Below are 20345 nucleotides of genomic sequence, written 5' to 3'. Positions count from 1 at the left end.
AGCCGATACTGAAACCATGACTCCTCCCGTGCGCATGGGCCTGCTTCTCGACGTCGATGGTCCTGTTGCCAGTCCCGTCACCCGAACGGTCCGGCCCGACATCATCGCTGCATTGCTTGCGCTCGCCGCCGCCGGCTGGCCGGTCATCTTCAACACCGGACGCTCAGACGCCTTCATCCGGGAGGAGGTCATGGAGCCAATGCTCGCTGCGGGCATCCCGGAGGGCGTCGCTTTCCACGCTGTCTGCGAGAAGGGCGCCACCTGGTTCAGTTTCACGGCGTCCGGACCGACCGAACTGCAGGTTGATGGGACGCTGGCCCTGCCGGTGGAGTTCGGCAATGAGATCCGCCGTCTTGTGGAGGAGGAGTACGCCGACCACATGTTCTTCGACGAGACCAAGCGGGCAATGGTGTCGATTGAGCAGCGCGTCGACGTCGACAATGCCGACTACCTGGACCGTCAGGGCCCGTTCGACCGGGCAGCCATGGAGATCATGCAGCGCTTCGACATGGGCGTATGCAGGCTTTCCCACCACCTCCCGGACAGCGACGACAGCGTCGACTACCGGGTGGACCCCACAATCATCTCCACCGACATCGAGTCGGTCCGTGTGGGCAAGGATCTCGGTGCCGAGCGTGCACTGCAGCTCATTGCCGGGGACATTCCGGACACCTGGCGGACCGTCGGCGACTCGCGTACCGACTACGCGATGGCCGATTACCTCCACGAGCACGGCTACAGCGTGGCCCACCTCGATGTCCGCCCCGCCGACGGCGTGCCGGAGAAGCCCTACCCGGTACTAACCGAGGGCGACCTGATCCACGACGACGCGGGCGCCGCCTTCCTGCTACGCTGCGCCGACACCCTGGCGGCCGCATACTGACTCCGCCGGCCGCATACTGAAGGGATGCAGTCCCTGCTGTCCCGCCTCCGCATCGAGCTCAAGAACACCTTCACCGGCACGGGCGGAACGCCCCCAGCCTGGACGGAGGAACTGGCGGAGGGGAACGACGTCGGCTACTTCGCGCCGGGATCCGCCGTCTGGTCCGTGCACAGTTCCATGACGCCCACGGTGGGAGGCATCCGCGCCCTGCTGCTGCAGGCCCTCCACCCGGGCGCGATGGCCGGTGTCTACGCGCACTCGAACTTCCGGGAAGATCCGCTGGGCAGGCTGGCCAACACCATCCGCTGGATCTTCACGGTCACCTATGGGTCGACCGACGCCGCCAGGGGCGCGTCGGATTGGGTGCGGAAGCTGCACCAGAAGGTGACCGGCACGTATACGGGAGCCGACGGCGTCGAGCATCCCTACAGCGCCAACGACCCACTCCTGCTCCGCTGGGTGCATCTGGCCTTCACCGACTCATTCCTCGCCGCGCACCAGCGCTACGGTCTCCGGTTCCCGGGCGGGCCGGACGAGTACGTGCGGCAGTGGGCGGTCGCCGGCGGGCTGATGGGCGTGGAGGACCCCCCGCGCAGTGTCGCGGAACTGCGTGCCCAGTTGGCCGCGTACGACGACGAACTCACCTCAAACGAACAGGTTCAGGACGCGCTTGCGTACATTCGCCGGCCTCCCCTGCCGCGGTCCCAGCGGCTTGGGTACAGGGTGCTGTTCGCCGGAGCGGTGGCTACGCTCACGCCGCGGCAACGCGAGCTGCTCGGCCTGTCGGTGCCACGGATCGGGAAACTGGACCTGCCCGTGAAGCCCGCCGTGCTGCTGGTTCTGGGCGTCATCAAGCTCGGACTCGGGCGGCAGGGACCCAGCGAAGCAGCCGCGCTTCGCCGGATCCGCCGCGTGCAGAGTCAGCAGTAGCTAATTTGCTAGCCCGCTTGGATTAGGCCGGCTGGGTTAGCCCGCCTGGGGTTTCCGGTCCGGAAGCGCCAGCCTGAAGACCTTCGCCCAGGCCGATCCAACCTGCTTCAGCAGCGGACCGGTGGTGTACGGAAGCCCGTACCGGGCACAGATCTCGCGGACCTTCGGGGCGATCTCGTGGTACCGGTTGGACGGCAGGTCGGGAAACAGGTGGTGTTCGATCTGGTGCGAGAGGTTGCCCGACATCAGGTGCATGAACTTCGAACCGGAAATGTTGGCCGAGCCGATCATCTGCCGTACGTACCAGTCACCGCGGGTCTCGCCGTCGACCATTTCCTCCGTGAAGGTTTCCGTGCCGTTGGGGAAGTGTCCGCAGAAGATGACGGCGTGCGCCCACACGTTGCGGACCGCGTTGGCGGTCAGCGTTCCGGTGAGCGCGCGTCGGCCCGAACCGGTCACCATGGCCACGACGGGCGTTGCGACATAGTCCTTGCCGAACTGCTTCAGCGCCTTGCGACCAAGCGCCTGGAGATCCTTCCGGAGTGCATCCTTGGACTTCAGGCCCTCCTTGTACTCGGGGAGCTCGAGGTCATAAAGCGCGATCCCCCATTCGAAGACCGGCGCAAGCAGGGCGTTGTACAGCGGGTTGCCGAGGTTGAACGGCTTCCACGGCTGGTCCTCGTCCATGCGGAGCAGGTTGTATCCGACGTCCCGGTCCTTGCCCACAACGTTGGTCCACCGGTGGTGCAGGTCATTGTGGGTGTGCTGCCACGAACGCGCGGGCGTCACGAAATCCCACTCCCAGGTTGTGGAGTGGATGTCCGGATCGCGCATCCAATCCCACTGTCCATGCAGGATGTTGTGGCCCAACTCCATGTTCTCGAGGATCTTCGCGATGCTCAGCATGCCCGTTCCCGCGACCCAGGCTGCCCTGTTCCTGCCGAACAGAAGTGCGGCACGTCCGCCGAACTCGAGCACCCGCTGTGCCTTGATGACCCGGCGGATGTACGCAGCGTCCTGCTTACCACGGCGCGCCAGGACCTCATCCCGGATGGCGTCCAGTTCGCGCCCCAGCTCCGCCACCTGCTCGTCGGACAGGTGCGAGGCTGCCGGCGGACGCACCAGCGGGTGACCGCTCTCGGCGAGCGCTCCCGGCCGTCGTCGAACCGGCGCCTTTTCAATAGCAGTACCTGGATCTGCCAGGGCGGTGCCCTGGTCTGCGAGGTTCGTCATGCGCTTCCTCCTGAACTTCTCTGACTCTGAATTTTTGGTTTCTTAGAATTCGAGGTTTACGGGTCCGGCCGCGGCCGAGACACAGGTCTGGATCAGTTGCCCGGGCTCCCCATGTACTTCGTTGGTGCGCAGGTCACGGACTTGCCCGGCACGCAGCGGAATGAGGCAGCTGTGGCAGATGCCCATCCGGCATCCGCTCGGCATCAGCAACCCCTCATCTTCCCCGACCTCAAGGAGCGGGGTGTTCCCGTCCGCCTCGACCTCGCGGTCCGAAACTTCAAAGGTGACCAGGCCGCCGTCGTTCCCGTTGTCCGTGGCCAGCTTGGTGCTGAAGCGCTCGATGGTCAGCGTGCCGGGAGAAGATTTCGCCTGGCGGGTCCACAGCGATTCGGCGTCCTCCAGGAATTTCTCGGGGCCACAGGCGTAGGCCGCCCGCAGGCGCCAGTCCGGGCACAGCCGGTCCAGCGCGGAGGTGACGGAGAAGTCCAGGCGGCCGTGCTCGGCAGTGAACCAGAGCTTCATCCGGAACGAGCGGAACTGGTCGGCGAGCTCGCGGAGCTCCTCGACGAAGAGGCTGGTCTTGGCGCTGCGGGCCGAGTGGATGAGGACAACGTCCGCGTCGGGGCGGCGGGGAACCAGCGTGCGGATCATGGACATCACCGGCGTGATGCCGCTGCCGGCCGTGAGCATCAGGAGGGGACGCGGGCGCTCGGGGAGCACGAAAGTGCCTTCCGGCGGTGCCAGGAACAGGACATCGCCGGGCTTGGTCTCCCGGACGAGCACCCGGGACACCGCCCCCATGTCGGTCACGGTGATTGCCGGATCCTGCCCGGCCGCAGTGCTGAGGGAGTAGGAGCGCCAGTGGCGCACACCATCCAGTTCGACGCCGATCCGCGCCCATTGCCCCGCGAGGTGCGCCTTCCAGCCCCGCCCGGGGCGGAAGTGGATGGTGACTGAGTCAGCTGTTTCCGACACAACCTTGGTGACGATTCCACGCAGCTGCCGGGAGGAGAACACCGGATTGAACAACGAGAGGAAGTCCTCAGGCGCCAACGGTGTTGTCAGGGCTGACAGCGCGCGTGTCAGCTTTGGTCGTCGCAGGGTCATCCCTGATGGTCCAATCTCAACTCCTTGCCCCGGAAGAACCGGGCACGAGCTGTGGGGGTTAGAACGGCTTGCCGCGCAAGGGGTGGAACTTCCGACGGGTGAACTTTTGAGCTCACGCTACCTGACACAGAATCCATACAAGCAATATTTTACTCAGTATGCTTATGTTTCCACCAGCGCGGGCAGCAACAGCCCTGATATAGCGAAGCACCCCGGACGGTGAGACCGGGGTGCTTCGCGAAAAGAGCGGAGGATGGGGGATTTGAACCCCCGAGGGCTGTTAACCCAACACGCGTTCCAGGCGTGCGCCATAGGCCGCTAGGCGAATCCTCCTTGCGTGGAGCAGATACCAGAATACCCGGACAAGCCGGATGTGCCGAATCGGCCGCGAAACGGCCCCGCCTCGCTGTTGAACCAGCCCTGCCTCGCGGTTCCTGTAGACTATTACGCGGCCCCTCATGTGGTGTCATCCTGTTGAACTCCCCCAGGACCGGAAGGTAGCAAGGGTAGGCGGGCTCTGGCAGGTGCATGAGGGGTCTTTACGTTTCGCTGAACATGCTGGTTTGCAGCAGGATCCGTGCAGCAGGAGGAAACCAGTGAGCGCCGGCCGCTTCGCACCGAGCCCAACGGGCGAACTGCACATGGGGAATCTCCGAACCGCCATCCTCGCCTGGCTGTTCGCTCGCTCCACCGGTCGGCGGTTCCTGTTGCGCGTCGAGGATCTCGACCGGGTCCGCGCCGGCGCTGAAGCCGCCCAGCTCGAGGAGCTTGCCGCCGTCGGGCTTTCCTGGGACGGGGAGGTCACCCGGCAAAGCGAACGCCGTGCCCTCTACGACGACGCCGTGTCCCGGCTGCGGGCCGATGGCCGCCTCTTTGAGTGCTTCTGCACGCGCCGCGACATCGCCGAAGCAGCATCAGCCCCGCATGTCCTTCCCGGCCACTATCCCGGCACGTGCCGCAACCTGTCCCCTGCCGAGCGGGAGGCCGCGCGCCTGTCGCGGCCGGCGGCGCTGCGCCTGCGTGCCGACGTCGACCGTTATGAGATCCGTGATGTCCTGCACGGTCCCTACACCGGCGCGGTGGACGACTTCGTGGTGGTCCGCAATGACGGGGTGCCGGCCTACAACCTGGCCGTGGTGGTCGATGATGCGGCGCAGCGTGTCGACCAGGTGGTGCGAGGGGATGACCTGCTGAGCTCGGCGCCACGGCAGGCCTGGCTCGCATCCCTGCTCGGACTGCCGCCGGTCGAGTACGCGCACGTGCCGCTGGCGCTGAATCCGGAGGGAAAGCGGCTGGCCAAACGGGACGGCGCAGTCACCCTCGAGCAGCTCACCGCGTTGGGGTGGAAACCGGCGGAAATCCGGGCAATAATCCTGCGTTCGCTGCGGCTGCCGGAGGCCTCGCTGGAGGCTGCGCTGGACGCATTTGATCCGGGCGCCCTGCCGCGTGAACCATGGGTTGTGGATGCCTCCCACCTCTCCTCCACCGATGCCGTGACCGTCCGACCCAACCGATAGAGTTCTTCTGTGAGCACAGCCCTTTACCGCCGGTACCGTCCGGAGACCTTCTCCGACGTCATCGGCCAGGAGCACGTCACCGAACCCCTGATGACGGCCATCTCCAAGAACCGGGTGAATCACGCCTATCTTTTCTCCGGCCCTCGCGGCTGCGGCAAGACCACCTCCGCCCGTATCCTGGCCCGCTGCCTGAACTGTGCCCAGGGCCCCACCCCAATTCCCTGCGGTGTCTGCGACAGCTGCGTTGAGCTGGCCCGCAACGGTTCGGGAAGCCTTGATGTCATCGAGATCGACGCCGCGTCCCACGGCGGTGTCGACGACGCACGCGACCTCCGCGAGCGAGCCACCTTTGCCCCGGTACGCGACCGCTTTAAGATCTTCATCATCGACGAGGCCCACATGGTCACCAGCGCGGGGTTCAACGCGCTGCTGAAGATCGTCGAAGAGCCGCCGGAACACATCAAGTTCATCTTCGCCACCACGGAACCGGACAAGGTGATCGGCACCATCCGGTCCCGCACCCACCACTATCCGTTCCGCCTGGTTCCACCCGAGCCGCTGATGGCCTACCTGGAACTGCTCTGCAACCAGGAGAACATCGCAGTTGCACCGGGCGTACTGTCGCTGGTGGTCCGGGCCGGCGGAGGGTCGGTCCGTGACTCGCTGTCGGTGCTGGACCAGCTCATGGCCGGTGCCGGCCCCTCGGGCCTGGACTACGAGCTTGCCGTCTCGTTGCTGGGCTACACCCACGCCTCACTGCTCGACGACGTCGTGGACGCTATTGCGGCGGATGACTCCGCCACTGTCTTTGGCGCAGTGGACCGCGTAATCCAGACCGGACATGACCCTCGACGCTTCGTCGAAGACCTCCTCGAACGCTTCCGCGACCTGATCATTGTCAATGCCGTTCCCGATGCTGCAGCGTCGATACTGCGCGGTGTGCCCGAGGACCAGTTGAACCGTATGCGCACGCAGGCCCAGCAGCTGGGGCGTGCGGAGCTTTCCCGCGCCGCTGACATCACCAATACAGCGCTGACCGAGATGACGGGTGCCACGTCGCCCCGCCTGCACCTTGAGCTGCTGTGCGCCCGTATTCTGCTGCCGGCTGCGGATCAGTCCGAGCAGGGCACCCTCGCACGCGTTGACCGGATCGAACGTCGACTCAGCTACGCGAGCGGATTGGATGCTGTCGCTCCTGCACCGGTCCCGGCCGTTGCACCGGCACCGGTCCCTCCAGCACAGCCGGCCCGGCATCATCAAGAGGAAGAACCGGCGCCGGCGGAGAAGCTGCAACGCGCCGCGGAACCGGCCCAGGAGCCAGGGGCGGCGGACTGGGGCGGCGGTTGGAGCCTGCCGGCAGAGAAGCCTGCTGCGCAGCAGCGTCCCGACCAGGGTGCCCAGCGCCCGGGCGAGAACGCGCAGCGTCCAGAGCAGAACGCCCAGCGTCCCGGCGAAAACGCCCAGCGTCCCGACGAGAACGCCCAGCGTCGCGGCCAGACCCAGCGTCCTGGCCAGGGCTTCCCGGGCCAAGAGCCGCAATCCCACCAGCAGGGTCCGTCGCAATCGGAGCCCTCCCGTCCCTCGCAGGACCCGGCAGCCCCTCGCCAGGCGGAACAGCCGCAGTCCCGTCCCGTGCCGCCGCAGGGAAATACCGCTAAACCCGTCGAACCTGCTGCCCCGCAGGGAACGGGACAGATCGAAATGATCCGGCGGGCCTGGCCGGAAGTCATGGACGAACTGGCCCGGATCAAGCGCAGCACCTGGCTCAACGTCAATACCGATGCGAAGCCGCGGTCGTTCAATGGGAACCAGTTGACGCTCGCCTTCGCCTCGCAAGGCAACGCCCTCGGCTTCCAGCGCGGCCAGCACATGGACAACCTGAAGCAGGCAATCAATAAGGTCCTGGGGCTCACCTGCAGCATCGAGGCAATCCACGACGGCGCTGCGGCAGCGGGTGAACCCGACCCAAAAGTACCTACTAGCCGGCCCAACCCGGCAGACGGCACAGGATCCACCCGTCCCGGTCCAGCCGCCGTCAGCCCAGCTTCTGCAGCTGCTTTGCCTGCTCCAGCATCGGCGGATGCCCACGCCGTGTCGACCCCTTCCGCTGCAGCATCCATCGATGAGGCATGGGGCCTGCCGCGCCAATCAGCTGCGGTCCAAGGCGGCCCGGCACAGGCACTCGCCCAACCGATGACCTCCGCACCAGCCCAGCCGGCACAGGCACCAGCCCAGCCGGCAACCCCTGCACCGGCTCAGCCGGCGACACCGCGGCCCGCTCAACCGGTGACGCACCGACCGGCTCAACCCGCCGCAACTGAATGGACTCCCGCGGGCGCCGTCGAACCGCCGTACGACCCAGAGGATCCAGGGCCCGAGGAGCCTCCGTACGAGGATGAGCCTCCAGCCCGGCCCAGCCGCTACCAGCAGCTGCTGGACGAGGCCGCTCGGGCAGAGGCAGCCCGGCCCAAGCCGACGCCCGGCCCCGTAGACTTGAATCTCGTCGAGGACATCCCCAGTGCCGACGACGAGACGATCGAGGAGTCCGGGCTCGTGGGCCGTCAGGCCATCGAACGAATCCTCAATGGTCGGCTCATCGAGGAACGCAGCCTCGATTCGTAGGTGCGGCCGTTCCCCGTTTGGCTCCGCAGAGTCCAGCACCACCAACAGCTAAGGCATACCCGTGTACGAAGGCGCAGTTCAGGAGCTCATCGACGAGCTGGGACGACTACCCGGCGTCGGCCCCAAATCGGCGCAGCGCATCGCTTTTCACATCCTCGAAGCCGACTCCGAGGATATGAAGCGGCTTGTCAACGCGATCGTAACCGTGAAGGAACGGGTCAAGTTCTGCACCATCTGTGGAAATGTCGCCGAACAGGAAACGTGCGGGATCTGCCGCGACCCCCGGCGGGACCCCTCGGCCATCTGCGTGGTCGAGGAGTCCAAGGACGTCATCGCCGTCGAACGGACACGCTCCTTCCGCGGCCGCTACCACGTGCTGGGCGGGTCCATCAATCCGATCGCGGGCATTGGACCGGACCAGCTGCGCATCCGCGAACTCCTGAACCGCCTCTCGGACGAGCAGATCCAGGAGATCATCATCGCCACCGACCCCAACCTCGAGGGTGAAGCGACCGCCACCTACCTGGTCCGCATGCTGAAGACGATCGGCATCAAGGTAACGCGGCTCGCATCCGGCCTCCCGGTGGGCGGAGACCTCGAATACGCGGACGAAATTACCCTGGGCCGCGCGTTCGAGGGCCGCCGCACCGTCTCCTGAGCCGAAGGCGCGCCCTACTTCTTGTCGTCGCCGGTCATGCGCTGGCTCAGGTAGACCGGGATCATCGAGGCAACGATCAGCACCGCGGCGATCACGTTGACTACAGGAGCCTGGTTTGGTCGAGCCATGTTGTTGAAGATCCAGACGGGCAGTGTTTCTGTTCCGGGCGGAGCGGTGAAGGTGGTCACCACGATCTCGTCGAAGCTCAGTGCGAAGGCCAGCAGTCCGCCGGCCACGAAGGCCGACCGGAACCCCGGAAGAGTCACCGTGAAGAACGTCTTGATGACGTTGGCACCCATATCCATGGCGGCCTCTTCCAGTCCCCGGTTCATCCGCCCCAACCGTGCCTGCACATTGTTGAAGACCATGACGATGCAGAACGTCGCATGGCCCACGATCACCGAGAACAGGCCCAGTCCGATTCCAAGAGGTTCCAGCACCGTCTTGAAGGTGTTGTTCAGTGCGACGCCGGTGACGATGCCGGGCAGCGCGATGGGCAGCACCACCAGAAGATTGACGGTGTTCTTCCCGAAAAAGTCATACCGGGAAAGCGCAAACGCGATCATGGTCCCGAGAAGCAGGGCAATCACCGTGGCGACCGCCGCCACGCGCAGGGATGTCCACAGTGCTTCCCTGACGCCGTCGTTCTCGAAGGCCGCCTCCCACCACCGGGTAGTGAAGTCGGTGATGGGGAACGCTCCCGAGGTGGTGGCGTTGAACGAATTGAGGATGACCAGCAGCAGCGGCAGGTAGATGGCGGCCATCACCAACCCGGCGAAGATCCGCAGGGTGAGTTTGGACGTGGGGGAAAGTCGCATCGGAGGCTCCTAGAGCTGCTTGAGGGCGCCGGACTTGCGGGCCAGGAAGAGGTAAAGAACGACGACGACAATCGGGACGGTGCCGAAGGCCGCGGCCAACGGCGGGTTCAGGTTGATGTTCGAGGCGATCACAGTGCCGATCACCTGAATCTTCCCGCCGACGAACTGGGCAGCGATGTAGTCACCCAGGCTCAGGGAGAAGGTGAAGATGGACCCGGCAATGAACGCCGGCTTCAGCAGCGGGATCGCTACCGTCCGGACCGTAGCCCACGGCCTGGCACCGAGATCCGAGGACGCGTCGAAGAGGTTGTCGGGAATCTGGCGGAACGCGGAGTACACAGGAACCGCCATGTACGGGAACCACAGGTAGGCCAGCGTGATGACAAGTGCCATGGTCCCGTAACCCGGACCGGTCATGCCTAGCGGTGCCAGCAGCCAATCGAGCGGCCCGCCGGTCATGAAGGTGATCCGCCATGAGAAAACCTTCACCAGGTACCCGGCCCAGAGCGGCAGCGTGATCCCGATGGCGAAAATGGCCCGCGTCCGCGGGGATGCGACTTTGGCCATGAACAGGCCGAGCGGCAACGCGAGCACCGCACAGAGCACGGTCACCGCCAGCGCGATCCCGATGGTCCGCAACGCCGTCAGCTGATAGGCCGGCACGGTGAGGATCTCGACGAAGTTTTCCAGCGTGAAGCCGGGAACCACCTTCGACGTGAACGTGTCCGTGGTCCAGAAGGCCGTAATGAACAGCAGGATCAGTGACCCGATGTACAGCACGCCGAGCCAGGCCAGCGGTAGCGCCAAAAGTGCGGTTAACCGCAGTTTCGGCCGGGCGTGAAGCAGCCGGGAGACCCTGTCGCCGGTCCCGCTGCGGGAGGTATCAGACGCCGGAGCGCTTGTGGGCGCCGCCTCGGGCTCAATAGTTGGTACTGCCATGGCGTTCCGGCGGTCCCCCGCCGTTCCTCCTTCGAGGTGTCTGCTGCTGAAAGTGGAAGTTACGCGGCCGGAGGTGGCCGGCGTCGTACTTGTTTTGCCGCCCCGTCAGGGGCACGACGGCGGCGACCCACCGCCGTCGTGCCCCTCACGAAGGGCTGTGTGGAGGGGCCTGCTAGCCCTTCACCTCGGTCCAGGCCTTGGTCCACTCCTGGTAGTTGGTGCAGGTGACGTCGGTGCGGCCGTCAACGCACTGCTCCACAGGGGTAGTCCACATCCAGACCTGCTTGTAGTAGTCCTCGTCCGTGGCGTGGAACGTGGCGCAGTGCTCCTCGTTCTCCTTCGATCCCTCGCAGGCAAGGGCGTTGGCCGGCGCCATGCCGAAGTTCTGCGCGATCTGGGCGTTGACCTCGGCAGAGGAAGCCCAATCCATCCACTTGTAGGCGCAGTTGGGGTTCTTCGACTTCGCGGAGATCATCCAGGTGTCGGACCAGCCGGTTGCCCCTTCCTTCGGAAGTACGGACTCCACCTTGCCGCCGTCGCCCTGTGCAATATTGACGATCACCTGCCAGCCGGTTCCCAGCGAGGCGGTGCCTGAGGAAATTGAAGAGACGGCCTTCAGTGCGTCGTTCCAGTACTCACCCGCGATCTTGTTCTGGCCCTTCAACAGTTCCACTGCCGCCGCCAGCTGATCCTTGTCCAGCGCATAGGGGTTGGTGATCCCGAGCTCCGGCTGGGTCGCCATGAGGTAGACGGCCGCGTCGGCGATGAAGATCGGGGAGTCGTAGGCCATGATTTCACCGGCGTACTCGCTGTTCGGGTCCCAGGTCGCTTCCCAGGAGTCCGGCGCTTCGGGGACTGCCTCGGTGTTGTACATCAGCACGTTCGCGCCGCGGCCGATCGGAACACCGTAGCTCTTGCCGTTGAGTGTGTCGTAGATCTGCCCCTTCAGGCCCTCCACGATGTTGCCGAAGTTGGGGATCAGGTCCGTGTTGATCGGAGCAACGTCGCCGCCGGCGATCAGGCGGAGCGATGCGTCACCGGAAGCGGATACGAGGTCGTATTCGCCCGTTCGCATGAGCTGGACCATCTCGTCGCTGGTGGCACCGACCTTCCGGTTAACGGTGCAACCGGTTTCCTCCTCGAACTGGGTGACCCAGTCGGCGTCCGGGTTGGTGGAGCCGTCCTCGACGAAGCCGGCCCACGCGACGATGTTGACCTCACCTTCGGACTCCCCCACTTCGGTCGCGGCCGGGATGTCGGGAACCTGGATGCCGCCGTTGCCGCCGCCGGAGGTTGCCGGGGCAGAACCGCCGCAGCCGGCCAGGACAAGCGAGAGCGAGGCAAGCGCTGCGAGCGGCAGGACCTTTGTGGTCTTCATGGGGTGCCTTCCTTCGAGGTGATGCTGGTGATTGGTTGGTGTGGGTAGTGGATTTGAAGTTCAGACGGTGTAGTTGAATCGGGACGGCCACTGCAGGCGCACGCGATCGCCCCTCTGGGCACCGGCGGACGAGGAGTCGTTCGGTTCCTGGGCGATCAGTCGCTGCCCTTCCGGTGTGCGGGCCACATAGCGGGTGTCCGGTCCGGTGTAGATGACCTCCTCAATGACGGCTTCGACGCTGGAGACACCGCTGCTGTTCACCGGGTCATCGAGTCGGCGCACCTTAATCCGCTCGGGCCGGACGCTCAGCAAGGCATCAGAACCGATCACGAGCTGCGCCAGTTCACCTTCAATGAGGTTGGTGTTGCCCAGGAAGGACGCCACGAACCTGCTTCCGGGCCGCTCGTACAGGTCCTCGGGTGTGCCCACCTGCTCGACCACGCCCTCGTTGAAGACGGCGACCCGGTCGGACAGCGTGAGCGCTTCCTCCTGGTCATGGGTTACAAAGACGAAGGTGATGCCCACGGTGCGTTGAATCTGCTTCAGCTCGACCTGCATCTGCTCCCTCAGTTGCTTGTCCAGGGCTCCGAGCGGTTCATCGAGCAGCAGCACCTGGGGACGTAGGACGAGAGCGCGGGCGAGCGCAACCCGCTGCCGCTGCCCACCGGAGAGCTGTGAGGGAAGCCGGTCCGCGACATGGGGCAACCGGATCATCTCCAGCGCCTCTCCGACCAGGCGACGGCGTTCAGTGCGTCCTGTTCTGCGCAGTTTGAGGCCGTACTCGACGTTCTGGGCCACGCTCAGGTGAGGAAAGAGCGCATAGTCCTGGAAGACGGTGTTGACGTCCCGCTCGAACGGGGCCTTGTGGGTCACCTCCACCCCCGCGAGGTCAATACGGCCAGAACTGGGAAGTTCAAAGCCCGCGATCATGCGGAGAACAGTGGTCTTTCCGGATCCGGACGGACCCAGCAATGAGAAGAACTCCCCTTTGGCGATGTCGAGATCCAGGCCTTTGACGGCGGTGAAGTCCCCAAACGTCTTGACGACGTTCGTGAGGGAGATAGCGGGTGTGCCCGCGGTGTCCGCCTTCTTCGACGAGGCGGCAGCGGACGTGAATGTTGCTGACACGGGCGTGATCCTTTCGAGCTGCGTGTGATGTGGACTACATCGCTCGAGTTAACATATGAAACCAGATGATAAATGTAAAGTGGGTCACAGCAGGCTAATTGCTGCCAGGACTTCTCGGTCGAGGTGCGGGTTCTCGACCTGGCCAAGCACTCACGCTGTTCTGGAAGGATGGGGGCATGCCGAACGACTCGTCGCCGAGGCAGCGCCTGCTCGCTGCGGTCTTCGCTCCCCTGAATGAGAGCGGAAAAGCTCAACGCGTTGAGGATCGGATCGTCGAGGGCATCACCGCAGGCGTACTGGCCGACGGCGACCGCCTCCCCAGCGAGGCCGAACTCGCCGCATCCATGGGGGTCGCTACCGTCACTGCCCGAGAAGCACTCGTCGGGCTTCGGTCGCGGGGTCTGGTATCCACCCGTAGGGGACGGGAAGGCGGAACGTTCATCACGGTGCCGGTGGGGCAGCGCGGCCAGTTGGTGCGCGACCGCCTGCGCTCCATGAGCCGCGTTGAGCTGCGCGACCTTGCCATCCACTACCAGGCAATCGCCGCCACCGCGGCAGAACTTGCCGCCGACTTTGCCGGAACGGAAGACGTCGATGCGCTGCGCGGCATTCTTCGCGGCTCCCGGCACTCCGGCCTGAGCGGCGCCGTCGTCGGCGAGTTCCTCCTCGAGCTGGCGGCGCTGAGCCAGTCCGCAACGCTGACGCGCGAATTCGTCCGCCTGTACAAGGCCTTCGGCCCTCTCCTGTCCCTGCTCCATGAAGACGGCCAGTTCGACGCCGAGATGATACAAATGTGCGAGCGGATCGCCGATGCTGTGGCAGCGGCTGACCCTCCTGCCGCCCGTGAAGCTGTAAAGACGCAGGTTCAAGCCGGGCTGGCAGCCCTGATAGACGAACACTCCCGGCTGGCCGACCGATCCGGTACCGCCACGCCACCCAACGCCCAGAAGAGGACCGGGTGAGCTCAATGACTGAATGGCACCTTGAGGCCGAAGCAGACCCTCACGCCGAAGTGAGCAGGTTCTTCCAGGAAATACTGAGGGAAGTATCGTCCTGGACTCCTGTCTTGAGCGGCCTCTTTCGTGACCCTGCCCAGCCGCCCACCACGAAGGCGATGAACCTCGCGGCAAAACCCCTGGCGGAGGGAATCATCGCCGGCCGGTGTTGGCCGGTAGTCGGTGCCGGTTTTGTGGCTGCAGAATCAGTCCTGGCAGACGCCACCCGCCACATGGCTTGGTGGCAGGGCAGCTCGATGGAGCGCCTGACGCTGCTGGCGGTTGCCGCCACATCCGACGCCTATACCAGACGGGAATGGTTCACCCGGCCGATGAAGAGCGGACGACCCCACGTCACCGGCCCCTACGTGGACTTCCTGTGCACCGACGAATACACCATGACCATGACGGTTCCGGTCGTAGCCGCAGACAGGCGGGTTGGTGTGGCAGGTGCAGATGTTTTCGTGGAGTCGCTGGAACCGCTGTTGCTCCCGGCACTGGAAAGGATTCATCCGTCCGCCGCCCTCGTCAATCACTCTGGACGGGTCATCATTTCGTCCGACGCACAGGTTGCAGCCGGAACCCTCCTCGCTCCCGGCGCTGTGGATGAAACCGCCGACGTCAGCGTCCTCGCCCTCCAACGGCCAGGGCTGCTTGCAGCAGCCCGCACGGTTGAACCCCGGGGAACGCGGTATGCAGGTCAGCGGCTCGCAGTGCTGACCTGCGGCGAGCTGCCGCTGGCCGTCGTGCATCCGGCCGAAGCATCCTAGCTCCACCGGGCTCAGGCGATGCGCGTCCCCTGGGTCAGCCGCCGGGCGGGCGTCTGGAGCTCCCGCTTCCCCGCCCAGAGCACCGCGGCCGCCAACGCGCGGTCACCTCGCCCGGCGGCGCCTCGAAGTCGATGTTGCGGACGGCAGCGACGGAGCCAAAACTTCGTCGTATGCCAGTGGCAATGATCCCCCCATACCCATTGGACATAAGGTGACACTAACAATCACCTGAACAATTCGACGCACAATTGGGTCAGCCGAACCCAAACCGTTAAACTGTCTGGTGCGGCGAGCAGCCGCGCAGTGATTCCACTGTTGTTCCACTGTCCCGCCTTCGGCGCCCTCCACCCCGTCAGGCACCGATTCAAGTTTCAGCGAGCGTGCGCATGGCCCTTATTGTTCAGAAGTTCGGTGGCTCCTCCGTGTCCGACGCCGAGGGCATCAAGCGCGTCGCCAAGCGCGTGGTAGAGACCCAGGCGGCCGGCAACCAGGTTGTCGTGGTCGTTTCCGCGATGGGCGACAGCACGGATGAACTCCTCGACCTGGCGGCGCAGGTAACCAGCTTGTCGAATCCCCGCGAGATGGACATGCTGCTCAGCGCCGGCGAGCGAATCTCCATGGCGCTGCTAGCCATGGCCATCCACGAAGCCGGCTCCAGCGCCCAGTCCTTCACCGGCAGCCAGGCCGGCATGATCACTGACGCGATCCACGGCAAGGCACGCATCATCGATGTGTCGCCTTACCGGATCAAGACCTCGATCGAGAAGGGCGACATCGCGATCGTCGCCGGTTTCCAGGGCATGAGCCGGGACAGCAACGACATCACCACGCTGGGCCGCGGCGGCTCGGATACGACGGCGGTCGCGCTGGCCGCTGCGCTCAAGGCCGATGTCTGCGAGATCTACACAGACGTCGACGGCGTCTACACGGCCGACCCTCGCGTGGTCCCCTCCGCCAAGAAGATTTCGACCATCTCAAGCGAGGAGATGCTGGAGATGGCCGCTTCCGGCGCCAAGATCCTGCACCTGCGGTGCGTGGAGTATGCGCGCCGGTTCGGCGTGCCGCTCCACGTCCGCTCGTCCTTCAGCCAGCTCGAGGGAACCTGGGTGCTGCCCAACCCCGACGACACCATCAAGATTCAAGAGGGAGAACCCTTGGAACAGCCAATCATCTCCGGTGTAGCCCATGACCGTTCCGAAGCGAAGGTCACGGTTGTCGGCGTGCCGGACATCCCCGGCAAGGCAGCGGAACTTTTCGGGATCGTTGCCGGTGCGCACTCCAACATCGACATGATCGTCCAGAACGTCTCCACGCACGGATCCGGACACACCGACATCTCCTTCACCCTCCCGATCGTGGAGGGCGCCGAGGCCCTCGCAGCGCTGAAGGCAGCCCAGGAAAGCGTGGGCTACGACAGCCTGGAGTACGACGAGCAGATTGGCAAGCTGTCATTGATCGGCGCCGGCATGCGGTCCAACCCGGGTGTCTCCTACAAGTTCTTCCGGGCGCTTTCCGACGCAGGCGTGAACATCGACATGATCTCCACCTCGGAGATCCGCATCTCCGTGGTCACCAGCGCAGACCTGCTGGACACTGCTGTGCGCGCGGTGCACGCAGCATTCGACCTCGACGGCGACGCCGTTGCAACGGTCTACGCCGGCACCGGCCGCTGACTGAGGCCAGCGGCTCCCAACCCTCGCGTTGATCCGGCAGGACACGCCCCTTATGGATCGCCATAAGGGGCGTGTCCTGCCAATTCACGGAGGTTACTGGTCCTCTGTGTGGAGTACCGGGTTCCTGAAGTAGTCCGCGTACTTCTGGACAGGCTCAGTCCGCCGGACAGGTTCACGGTCAGGATGACGCCGGACGGCGTAATGGTGCCCTTCCGAGTCAACCTCCACCTCAAATTCGGCCAGCTCCTCTTCAGAAGCGGTTTCGAACTCGTCATGTCGATGCACGACCGGCTGGTCCGGGTCGTCGCGTTCGGCGGGTCCGAGGAAAATTGCTGCCGGGTTCCTGAACCGGCGGTGCGGGGTTCTCTCAGCCATGGGTATCGCCTTCTTCCTGGCGGCTGTGGAAGTACCCACATTTTAGGTCAGCGGGACGGAAAAAGAGCCTCCCGAAGCAGGAAATGCCCCCGCTCCGAGATCCGGAGTGGGGGCATCGCCCTGACTGCTGTCCAGCTGTTGCGCGGCGCTCCTACTTGCCGTTGCCCGGAGCGGGAGCTCCGCTCGGACCGCTGGGCAGTTTGTCCGCTTCGTTGGCCTCCGGGGCAGCTGTGACGGTGCTCTCGCCGGCAGCGTTCACGACTACCGAAACGAAGGTGACCGACGTGGAGCCCTCGTAGGTTACGCGACCCACGTAGGAGCCGGGCTCGAGACCGGTCCAGCTGAGAGTCACTTCACCGTCGGAACCGTTGGCCAGTACCAGGGGGTTCGGCGAGAGACTCGCGTTACCTTCGTCTGCGCCGAGGATGGCTGCGTCGAAGGTTGCTGCCGTCGCACGGCCTTCCGGGCTGGAGTAGAGGTTCACGATTGCGGTATAGGTGCCGGAAACCGGGTTCTCCAGGTTCAGCGTCTCGCTGGCCGATGCCGTTGCCACCTGGTACAGCTCCCCGTTCGGGTCGAACACGAAGAGGTCGAAGTCCGCCGCGTCATCTGACGAGAGGACCGACATCTTTGCGAACGGCGTATTGGCAGGAACCTCCACCCGGCTGACGAAGTTTGAGGGGTTGTTCTGGACCGCTACAGGCCCGGGCACCAGCGAGAGTTCTTCGCTGTTGGCCCTTGACAGGCCCTCCAGGGTGAGGTTCACCGGCGCGTTGGTGCCGGACGTCACGGGGATGACTCCGCTTCCGTCAGGTCCCTCCGAAGTGAACGAAACCTCGGAAGGGGCCACTACTGACTGCGGCCGGACCGCGACAGGAGAGGCAACCGTCTTGCCCTGTCCCTCCCACACCAGCGAGCCCTTGGCGAATGCACCCAGCGGTGCGGTCGCGTTCTCGAAGGTCACCTGAAACGTGCGGGTCTCGCCGGCTGAGCTGAAATTCAGCACCGAAGGCGTCACGGTCACGTTGATGCCCGGTACGTTGGCAGTGGCCGTGTAAAGCCCGGGAGTCAGTGCGGTCACCGTACGGGTGACTGTCACCTTGCCCGTCAGGTTGCCCACCGCGTAGGACGGTACGTTCATGTCCTTGGCGTCGATACCGTCGACGTTGGCAACGTCCGCGAAGCCCGTACCTTCCACGAACTGCAGGTACTCACGTACGCCGGCGTCGTAGATCAGGCCGGGGCTCAGGACGCTTGCCGGGTCAACCTGGCCGGCGCCGGTTGCGAAGACGTCTCCGTCTACACCGCCTTCCGCATTCTTCACGGGGTCCGCAGTGGTCATCATTGCCGACTTGACCGCAGCGGGTGACCATGAGGGGTTCTTCGACAGGATGAGCGCGCCCACGCCTGCGATGTGCGGTGAGGCCATCGAAGTTCCGGAGAGGAAACCGAAATCGTCGCCGCCGGTGCCGATCGGTGACACGCCCGCCAGAACCGCTACGCCGGGAGCCGCGATGTCCGGCTTCAGGAGGTCGGAATCAGTGGCGAGCAACGGACCGCGCGACGAGAAGCCTGCGATCTGCGGAACCGGAGGAAGCGGTAGGCCGGTGGTGTCCTCGGCAACGAGCGACACCTGGATGTCGGGGTTGGCTGCGACCTTCTCCTTGAGCGCGAGGGCTTCGGGAGCGTTGACGTGCACGGTGGGCACGGAGTGCTTGTCCGTGTCCGTGGAAGAATCCACGAGGTTCACCAGGATCATGCCCACGCCGCCGGCACGGGCAACCTCTGCGGACTTTGCAACTCGGTCATACACACCACGGTCACAGACAACCACCTTGCCGGCGACGAGGGCAGGGTCCAGCGAGTTCGGTCCGCACAGGTCGGGGTCCACTCCGCCGGCAGCAGCAGCGTCCGCGCTCAGGACAACCGGGCTGTCCGGGACCTCTGCGTTCATGATGCTCGCACCGCGGAACTTGCTTCCGTCGGAGAACTCGGCGGTTCCCTGGAGTGCGTGGCTGAAGGTGCTCGCTGCGACGGTGGTCAGCCAGGGAGCGCCGTGGTTGACGGTGCTGGCGGTGGGACCGGAGTTGCCTGCGGACGTAGCTACGAAGATGCCTGCCGATGCCGCCGACAGGAATGCGAGCGAAACCGGGTCGGTGGTGGTGGTGGTGCTGCCCGAAATGGAGTAATTCAGCACGTCGACGCCGTCGAGGACTGCCTGGTTGATGGCAGCTACTGCGGCGGAGGAGTAGCAGCCCCCTGTGTTGGGATCATCGTCTGCCCAGCAGGTCTTGTAGATGGACAGCTTGGCGGCGGGAGCTACACCCGAGGACTTGCCGAAGTCGCGGCCGTCTACGGTCTGCGTCACCTTGCTGTTGCCCGCGGCGGTGCTCGCGGTGTGCGTTCCGTGGCTGTCCACGTCGACCGGGGACAGGAGTTCCTCGGGGGCGCGGTTAGCCTCGGGCACGAATTCGATGAAGTCCTCGGCAAAGTACTGCGCGGCAAGGACCTTGGAGTTGCACTCCTCGCCCGTGAACCCCTCGCCTGCCTGGCATTCACCGATGAAGGTCGACCCGTCGGCCTTGAGCATGGCGATCTTGCCGTCCCCGGTCAGGTACGGCTCTCCGACTCGAGGCTTGGCCTTCCCCTTGAGCGGCTTGACTTCCTTGCCCGCGAAGAACGGATTGTCCGGCGTGTAGCCGGTGTCGATGACGCCGACCACCGTGCCTGCGCCGGCGTTCTTTTCCCCGCCGAACTGGGTTTTCCACGCTCCCTTGCTGCCGGTCAGCTTGAGGAAGTCCATGCTCGAGTAGTCGTCCGGCGCGTTCTCGACGTCCGGGGCAACCAGTCGGACGTTCGGGTCCTTGGCGAGTTCAACCGCCTGTTCCGACGTGAGCGTGGCACTGAAACCGTTGAGCGCCGCGGTGTAGGTGCGGTTGATCTCCACGCCTTCCTCTGCCGCGACGGCCTGCTGCTTCTGCTCCAGGTGCTTCTTGTACTTGGGGAAGTCCTTCTTGGCGTTGAGCTTCTCGCCCTTTTCGGGCTTGGTGGCCGCGATACCGGGAACGCCGCCCTCATAGGTGGCCGCGGGCTCCTCATTGAGCACCACGATGTAACGGCCTCCGGGGTAGTCCCTGGGATCGACTTTCTTCACCGGCTGGATCTGCTGGGTAGCAGGCAATCCGCCGGGTGCTGCAGCGGCAGGCACTGCCGTCATGGAGCCGAGGATCAGCGGAAGGCCGACGGCGAGAGCTGTAGCTCTGCGCAGGCCCACCCGCGGGCTCCTGTGTTTGGGGTCTTTCACGCGAGGTTACCTTTC

The 20345-nt window shown here is 65.0% G+C and carries 16 protein-coding genes, 1 tRNA gene and 1 other RNA gene; 9 read left to right on the top strand and 9 right to left on the bottom strand.

What is annotated here, in order from left to right; translation table 11 throughout:
* The first annotated feature begins 16 nt into the window (after positions 1-16).
* Both GC088_RS01590 and GC088_RS01585 read left to right on the top strand, forming a co-directional pair.
* The gene (locus GC088_RS01590; RefSeq protein ID WP_323960172.1) at positions 17-883 is read left to right on the top strand and encodes a hypothetical protein; all 867 of its coding nucleotides are present in this window, start codon (positions 17-19) and stop codon (positions 881-883) included.
* Positions 884-907: 24 nt separating this feature from the next.
* Positions 908-1813, top strand: coding sequence for an oxygenase MpaB family protein (locus tag GC088_RS01585; protein WP_323960171.1), 906 nt, complete (start codon positions 908-910; stop codon positions 1811-1813).
* A gap of 36 nt (positions 1814-1849) precedes the next feature.
* Here GC088_RS01585 and GC088_RS01580 read toward each other — a convergent pair whose 3' ends face one another.
* The 3 genes from GC088_RS01580 to GC088_RS01570 form a co-directional block, all read right to left on the bottom strand.
* Entirely contained in the window at positions 1850-3046 is a 1197-nt protein-coding gene (locus tag GC088_RS01580; protein WP_323960170.1) for a fatty acid desaturase family protein, read from the bottom strand.
* Between the two features lie 42 nt (positions 3047-3088).
* Positions 3089-4153, bottom strand: a complete 1065-nt coding sequence (locus GC088_RS01575; RefSeq protein ID WP_323960169.1) for a ferredoxin reductase — start codon at positions 4151-4153, stop codon at positions 3089-3091.
* A gap of 247 nt (positions 4154-4400) precedes the next feature.
* Positions 4401-4486, bottom strand: a tRNA-Ser gene (locus tag GC088_RS01570).
* A gap of 114 nt (positions 4487-4600) precedes the next feature.
* Here GC088_RS01570 and ffs point away from each other — a divergent pair.
* The 4 genes from ffs (at position 4601) to recR (ending at position 8950) form a co-directional block, all read left to right on the top strand.
* An RNA gene (ffs, locus tag GC088_RS01565) (signal recognition particle sRNA small type) lies at positions 4601-4697 on the top strand.
* Positions 4698-4794: 97 nt separating this feature from the next.
* The gene (gene gluQRS / locus GC088_RS01560; protein ID WP_416377505.1) at positions 4795-5670 is read left to right on the top strand and encodes a tRNA glutamyl-Q(34) synthetase GluQRS; all 876 of its coding nucleotides are present in this window, start codon (positions 4795-4797) and stop codon (positions 5668-5670) included.
* Between the two features lie 9 nt (positions 5671-5679).
* Positions 5680-8292: a DNA polymerase III subunit gamma and tau gene (locus GC088_RS01555; protein ID WP_323960167.1), complete on the top strand. Its 2613-nt coding sequence runs from the start codon at positions 5680-5682 to the stop codon at positions 8290-8292.
* A gap of 61 nt (positions 8293-8353) precedes the next feature.
* On the top strand, positions 8354-8950 hold the full coding sequence (recR, locus tag GC088_RS01550) for a recombination mediator RecR (protein ID WP_323960166.1): 597 nt from the start codon (positions 8354-8356) through the stop codon (positions 8948-8950).
* A 14-nt stretch (positions 8951-8964) separates the two neighbouring features.
* On the opposite strand, the gene GC088_RS01545 is transcribed toward recR, so the two are convergent.
* The 4 genes from GC088_RS01545 to GC088_RS01530 form a co-directional block, all read right to left on the bottom strand.
* Positions 8965-9768 (bottom strand): ABC transporter permease, encoded by an 804-nt coding sequence (locus tag GC088_RS01545; protein WP_323960165.1) that lies wholly within the window; start codon positions 9766-9768, stop codon positions 8965-8967.
* A gap of 9 nt (positions 9769-9777) precedes the next feature.
* Positions 9778-10707, bottom strand: a complete 930-nt coding sequence (locus tag GC088_RS01540) for an ABC transporter permease (RefSeq protein ID WP_323960164.1) — start codon at positions 10705-10707, stop codon at positions 9778-9780.
* A 172-nt stretch (positions 10708-10879) separates the two neighbouring features.
* The gene (locus GC088_RS01535; protein WP_323960163.1) at positions 10880-12085 is read right to left on the bottom strand and encodes an ABC transporter substrate-binding protein; all 1206 of its coding nucleotides are present in this window, start codon (positions 12083-12085) and stop codon (positions 10880-10882) included.
* Positions 12086-12145: 60 nt separating this feature from the next.
* Positions 12146-13213 carry an ABC transporter ATP-binding protein gene (locus GC088_RS01530; protein ID WP_323960162.1) on the bottom strand — a complete coding sequence of 356 codons (1068 nt, stop codon included), beginning with the start codon at positions 13211-13213 and terminating at the stop codon, positions 12146-12148.
* Between the two features lie 176 nt (positions 13214-13389).
* On the opposite strand from GC088_RS01530, the gene GC088_RS01525 reads away from it, so the two are divergent.
* The 3 genes from GC088_RS01525 (at position 13390) to GC088_RS01515 (ending at position 16651) form a co-directional block, all read left to right on the top strand.
* Positions 13390-14175, top strand: a complete 786-nt coding sequence (locus GC088_RS01525; RefSeq protein WP_323960161.1) for a winged helix-turn-helix domain-containing protein — start codon at positions 13390-13392, stop codon at positions 14173-14175.
* A gap of 5 nt (positions 14176-14180) precedes the next feature.
* Positions 14181-14978 (top strand): cache domain-containing protein, encoded by a 798-nt coding sequence (locus GC088_RS01520; RefSeq protein ID WP_323960160.1) that lies wholly within the window; start codon positions 14181-14183, stop codon positions 14976-14978.
* Positions 14979-15364: 386 nt separating this feature from the next.
* Positions 15365-16651, top strand: a complete 1287-nt coding sequence (locus GC088_RS01515; protein ID WP_323960159.1) for an aspartate kinase — start codon at positions 15365-15367, stop codon at positions 16649-16651.
* Positions 16652-16744: 93 nt separating this feature from the next.
* On the opposite strand, the gene GC088_RS01510 is transcribed toward GC088_RS01515, so the two are convergent.
* Together GC088_RS01510 and GC088_RS01505 are read right to left on the bottom strand one after the other, a co-directional pair.
* On the bottom strand, positions 16745-17026 hold the full coding sequence (locus GC088_RS01510; protein WP_323960158.1) for a hypothetical protein: 282 nt from the start codon (positions 17024-17026) through the stop codon (positions 16745-16747).
* Between the two features lie 151 nt (positions 17027-17177).
* A complete protein-coding gene (locus GC088_RS01505; protein WP_323961871.1) occupies positions 17178-20243 on the bottom strand; it encodes a S8 family serine peptidase in 3066 nt (1021 codons plus the stop codon).
* Positions 20244-20345 lie beyond the last annotated feature (102 nt).

The sequence above is a fragment of the Arthrobacter sp. JZ12 genome (genome assembly GCF_035189165.1).
In the GTDB taxonomy this organism is placed as follows: Bacteria; Actinomycetota; Actinomycetes; order Actinomycetales; family Micrococcaceae; genus Arthrobacter_D.
Note: the sequence above shows the minus strand (reverse complement) of the source record. Positions and strands in the feature narration are given on the sequence as shown.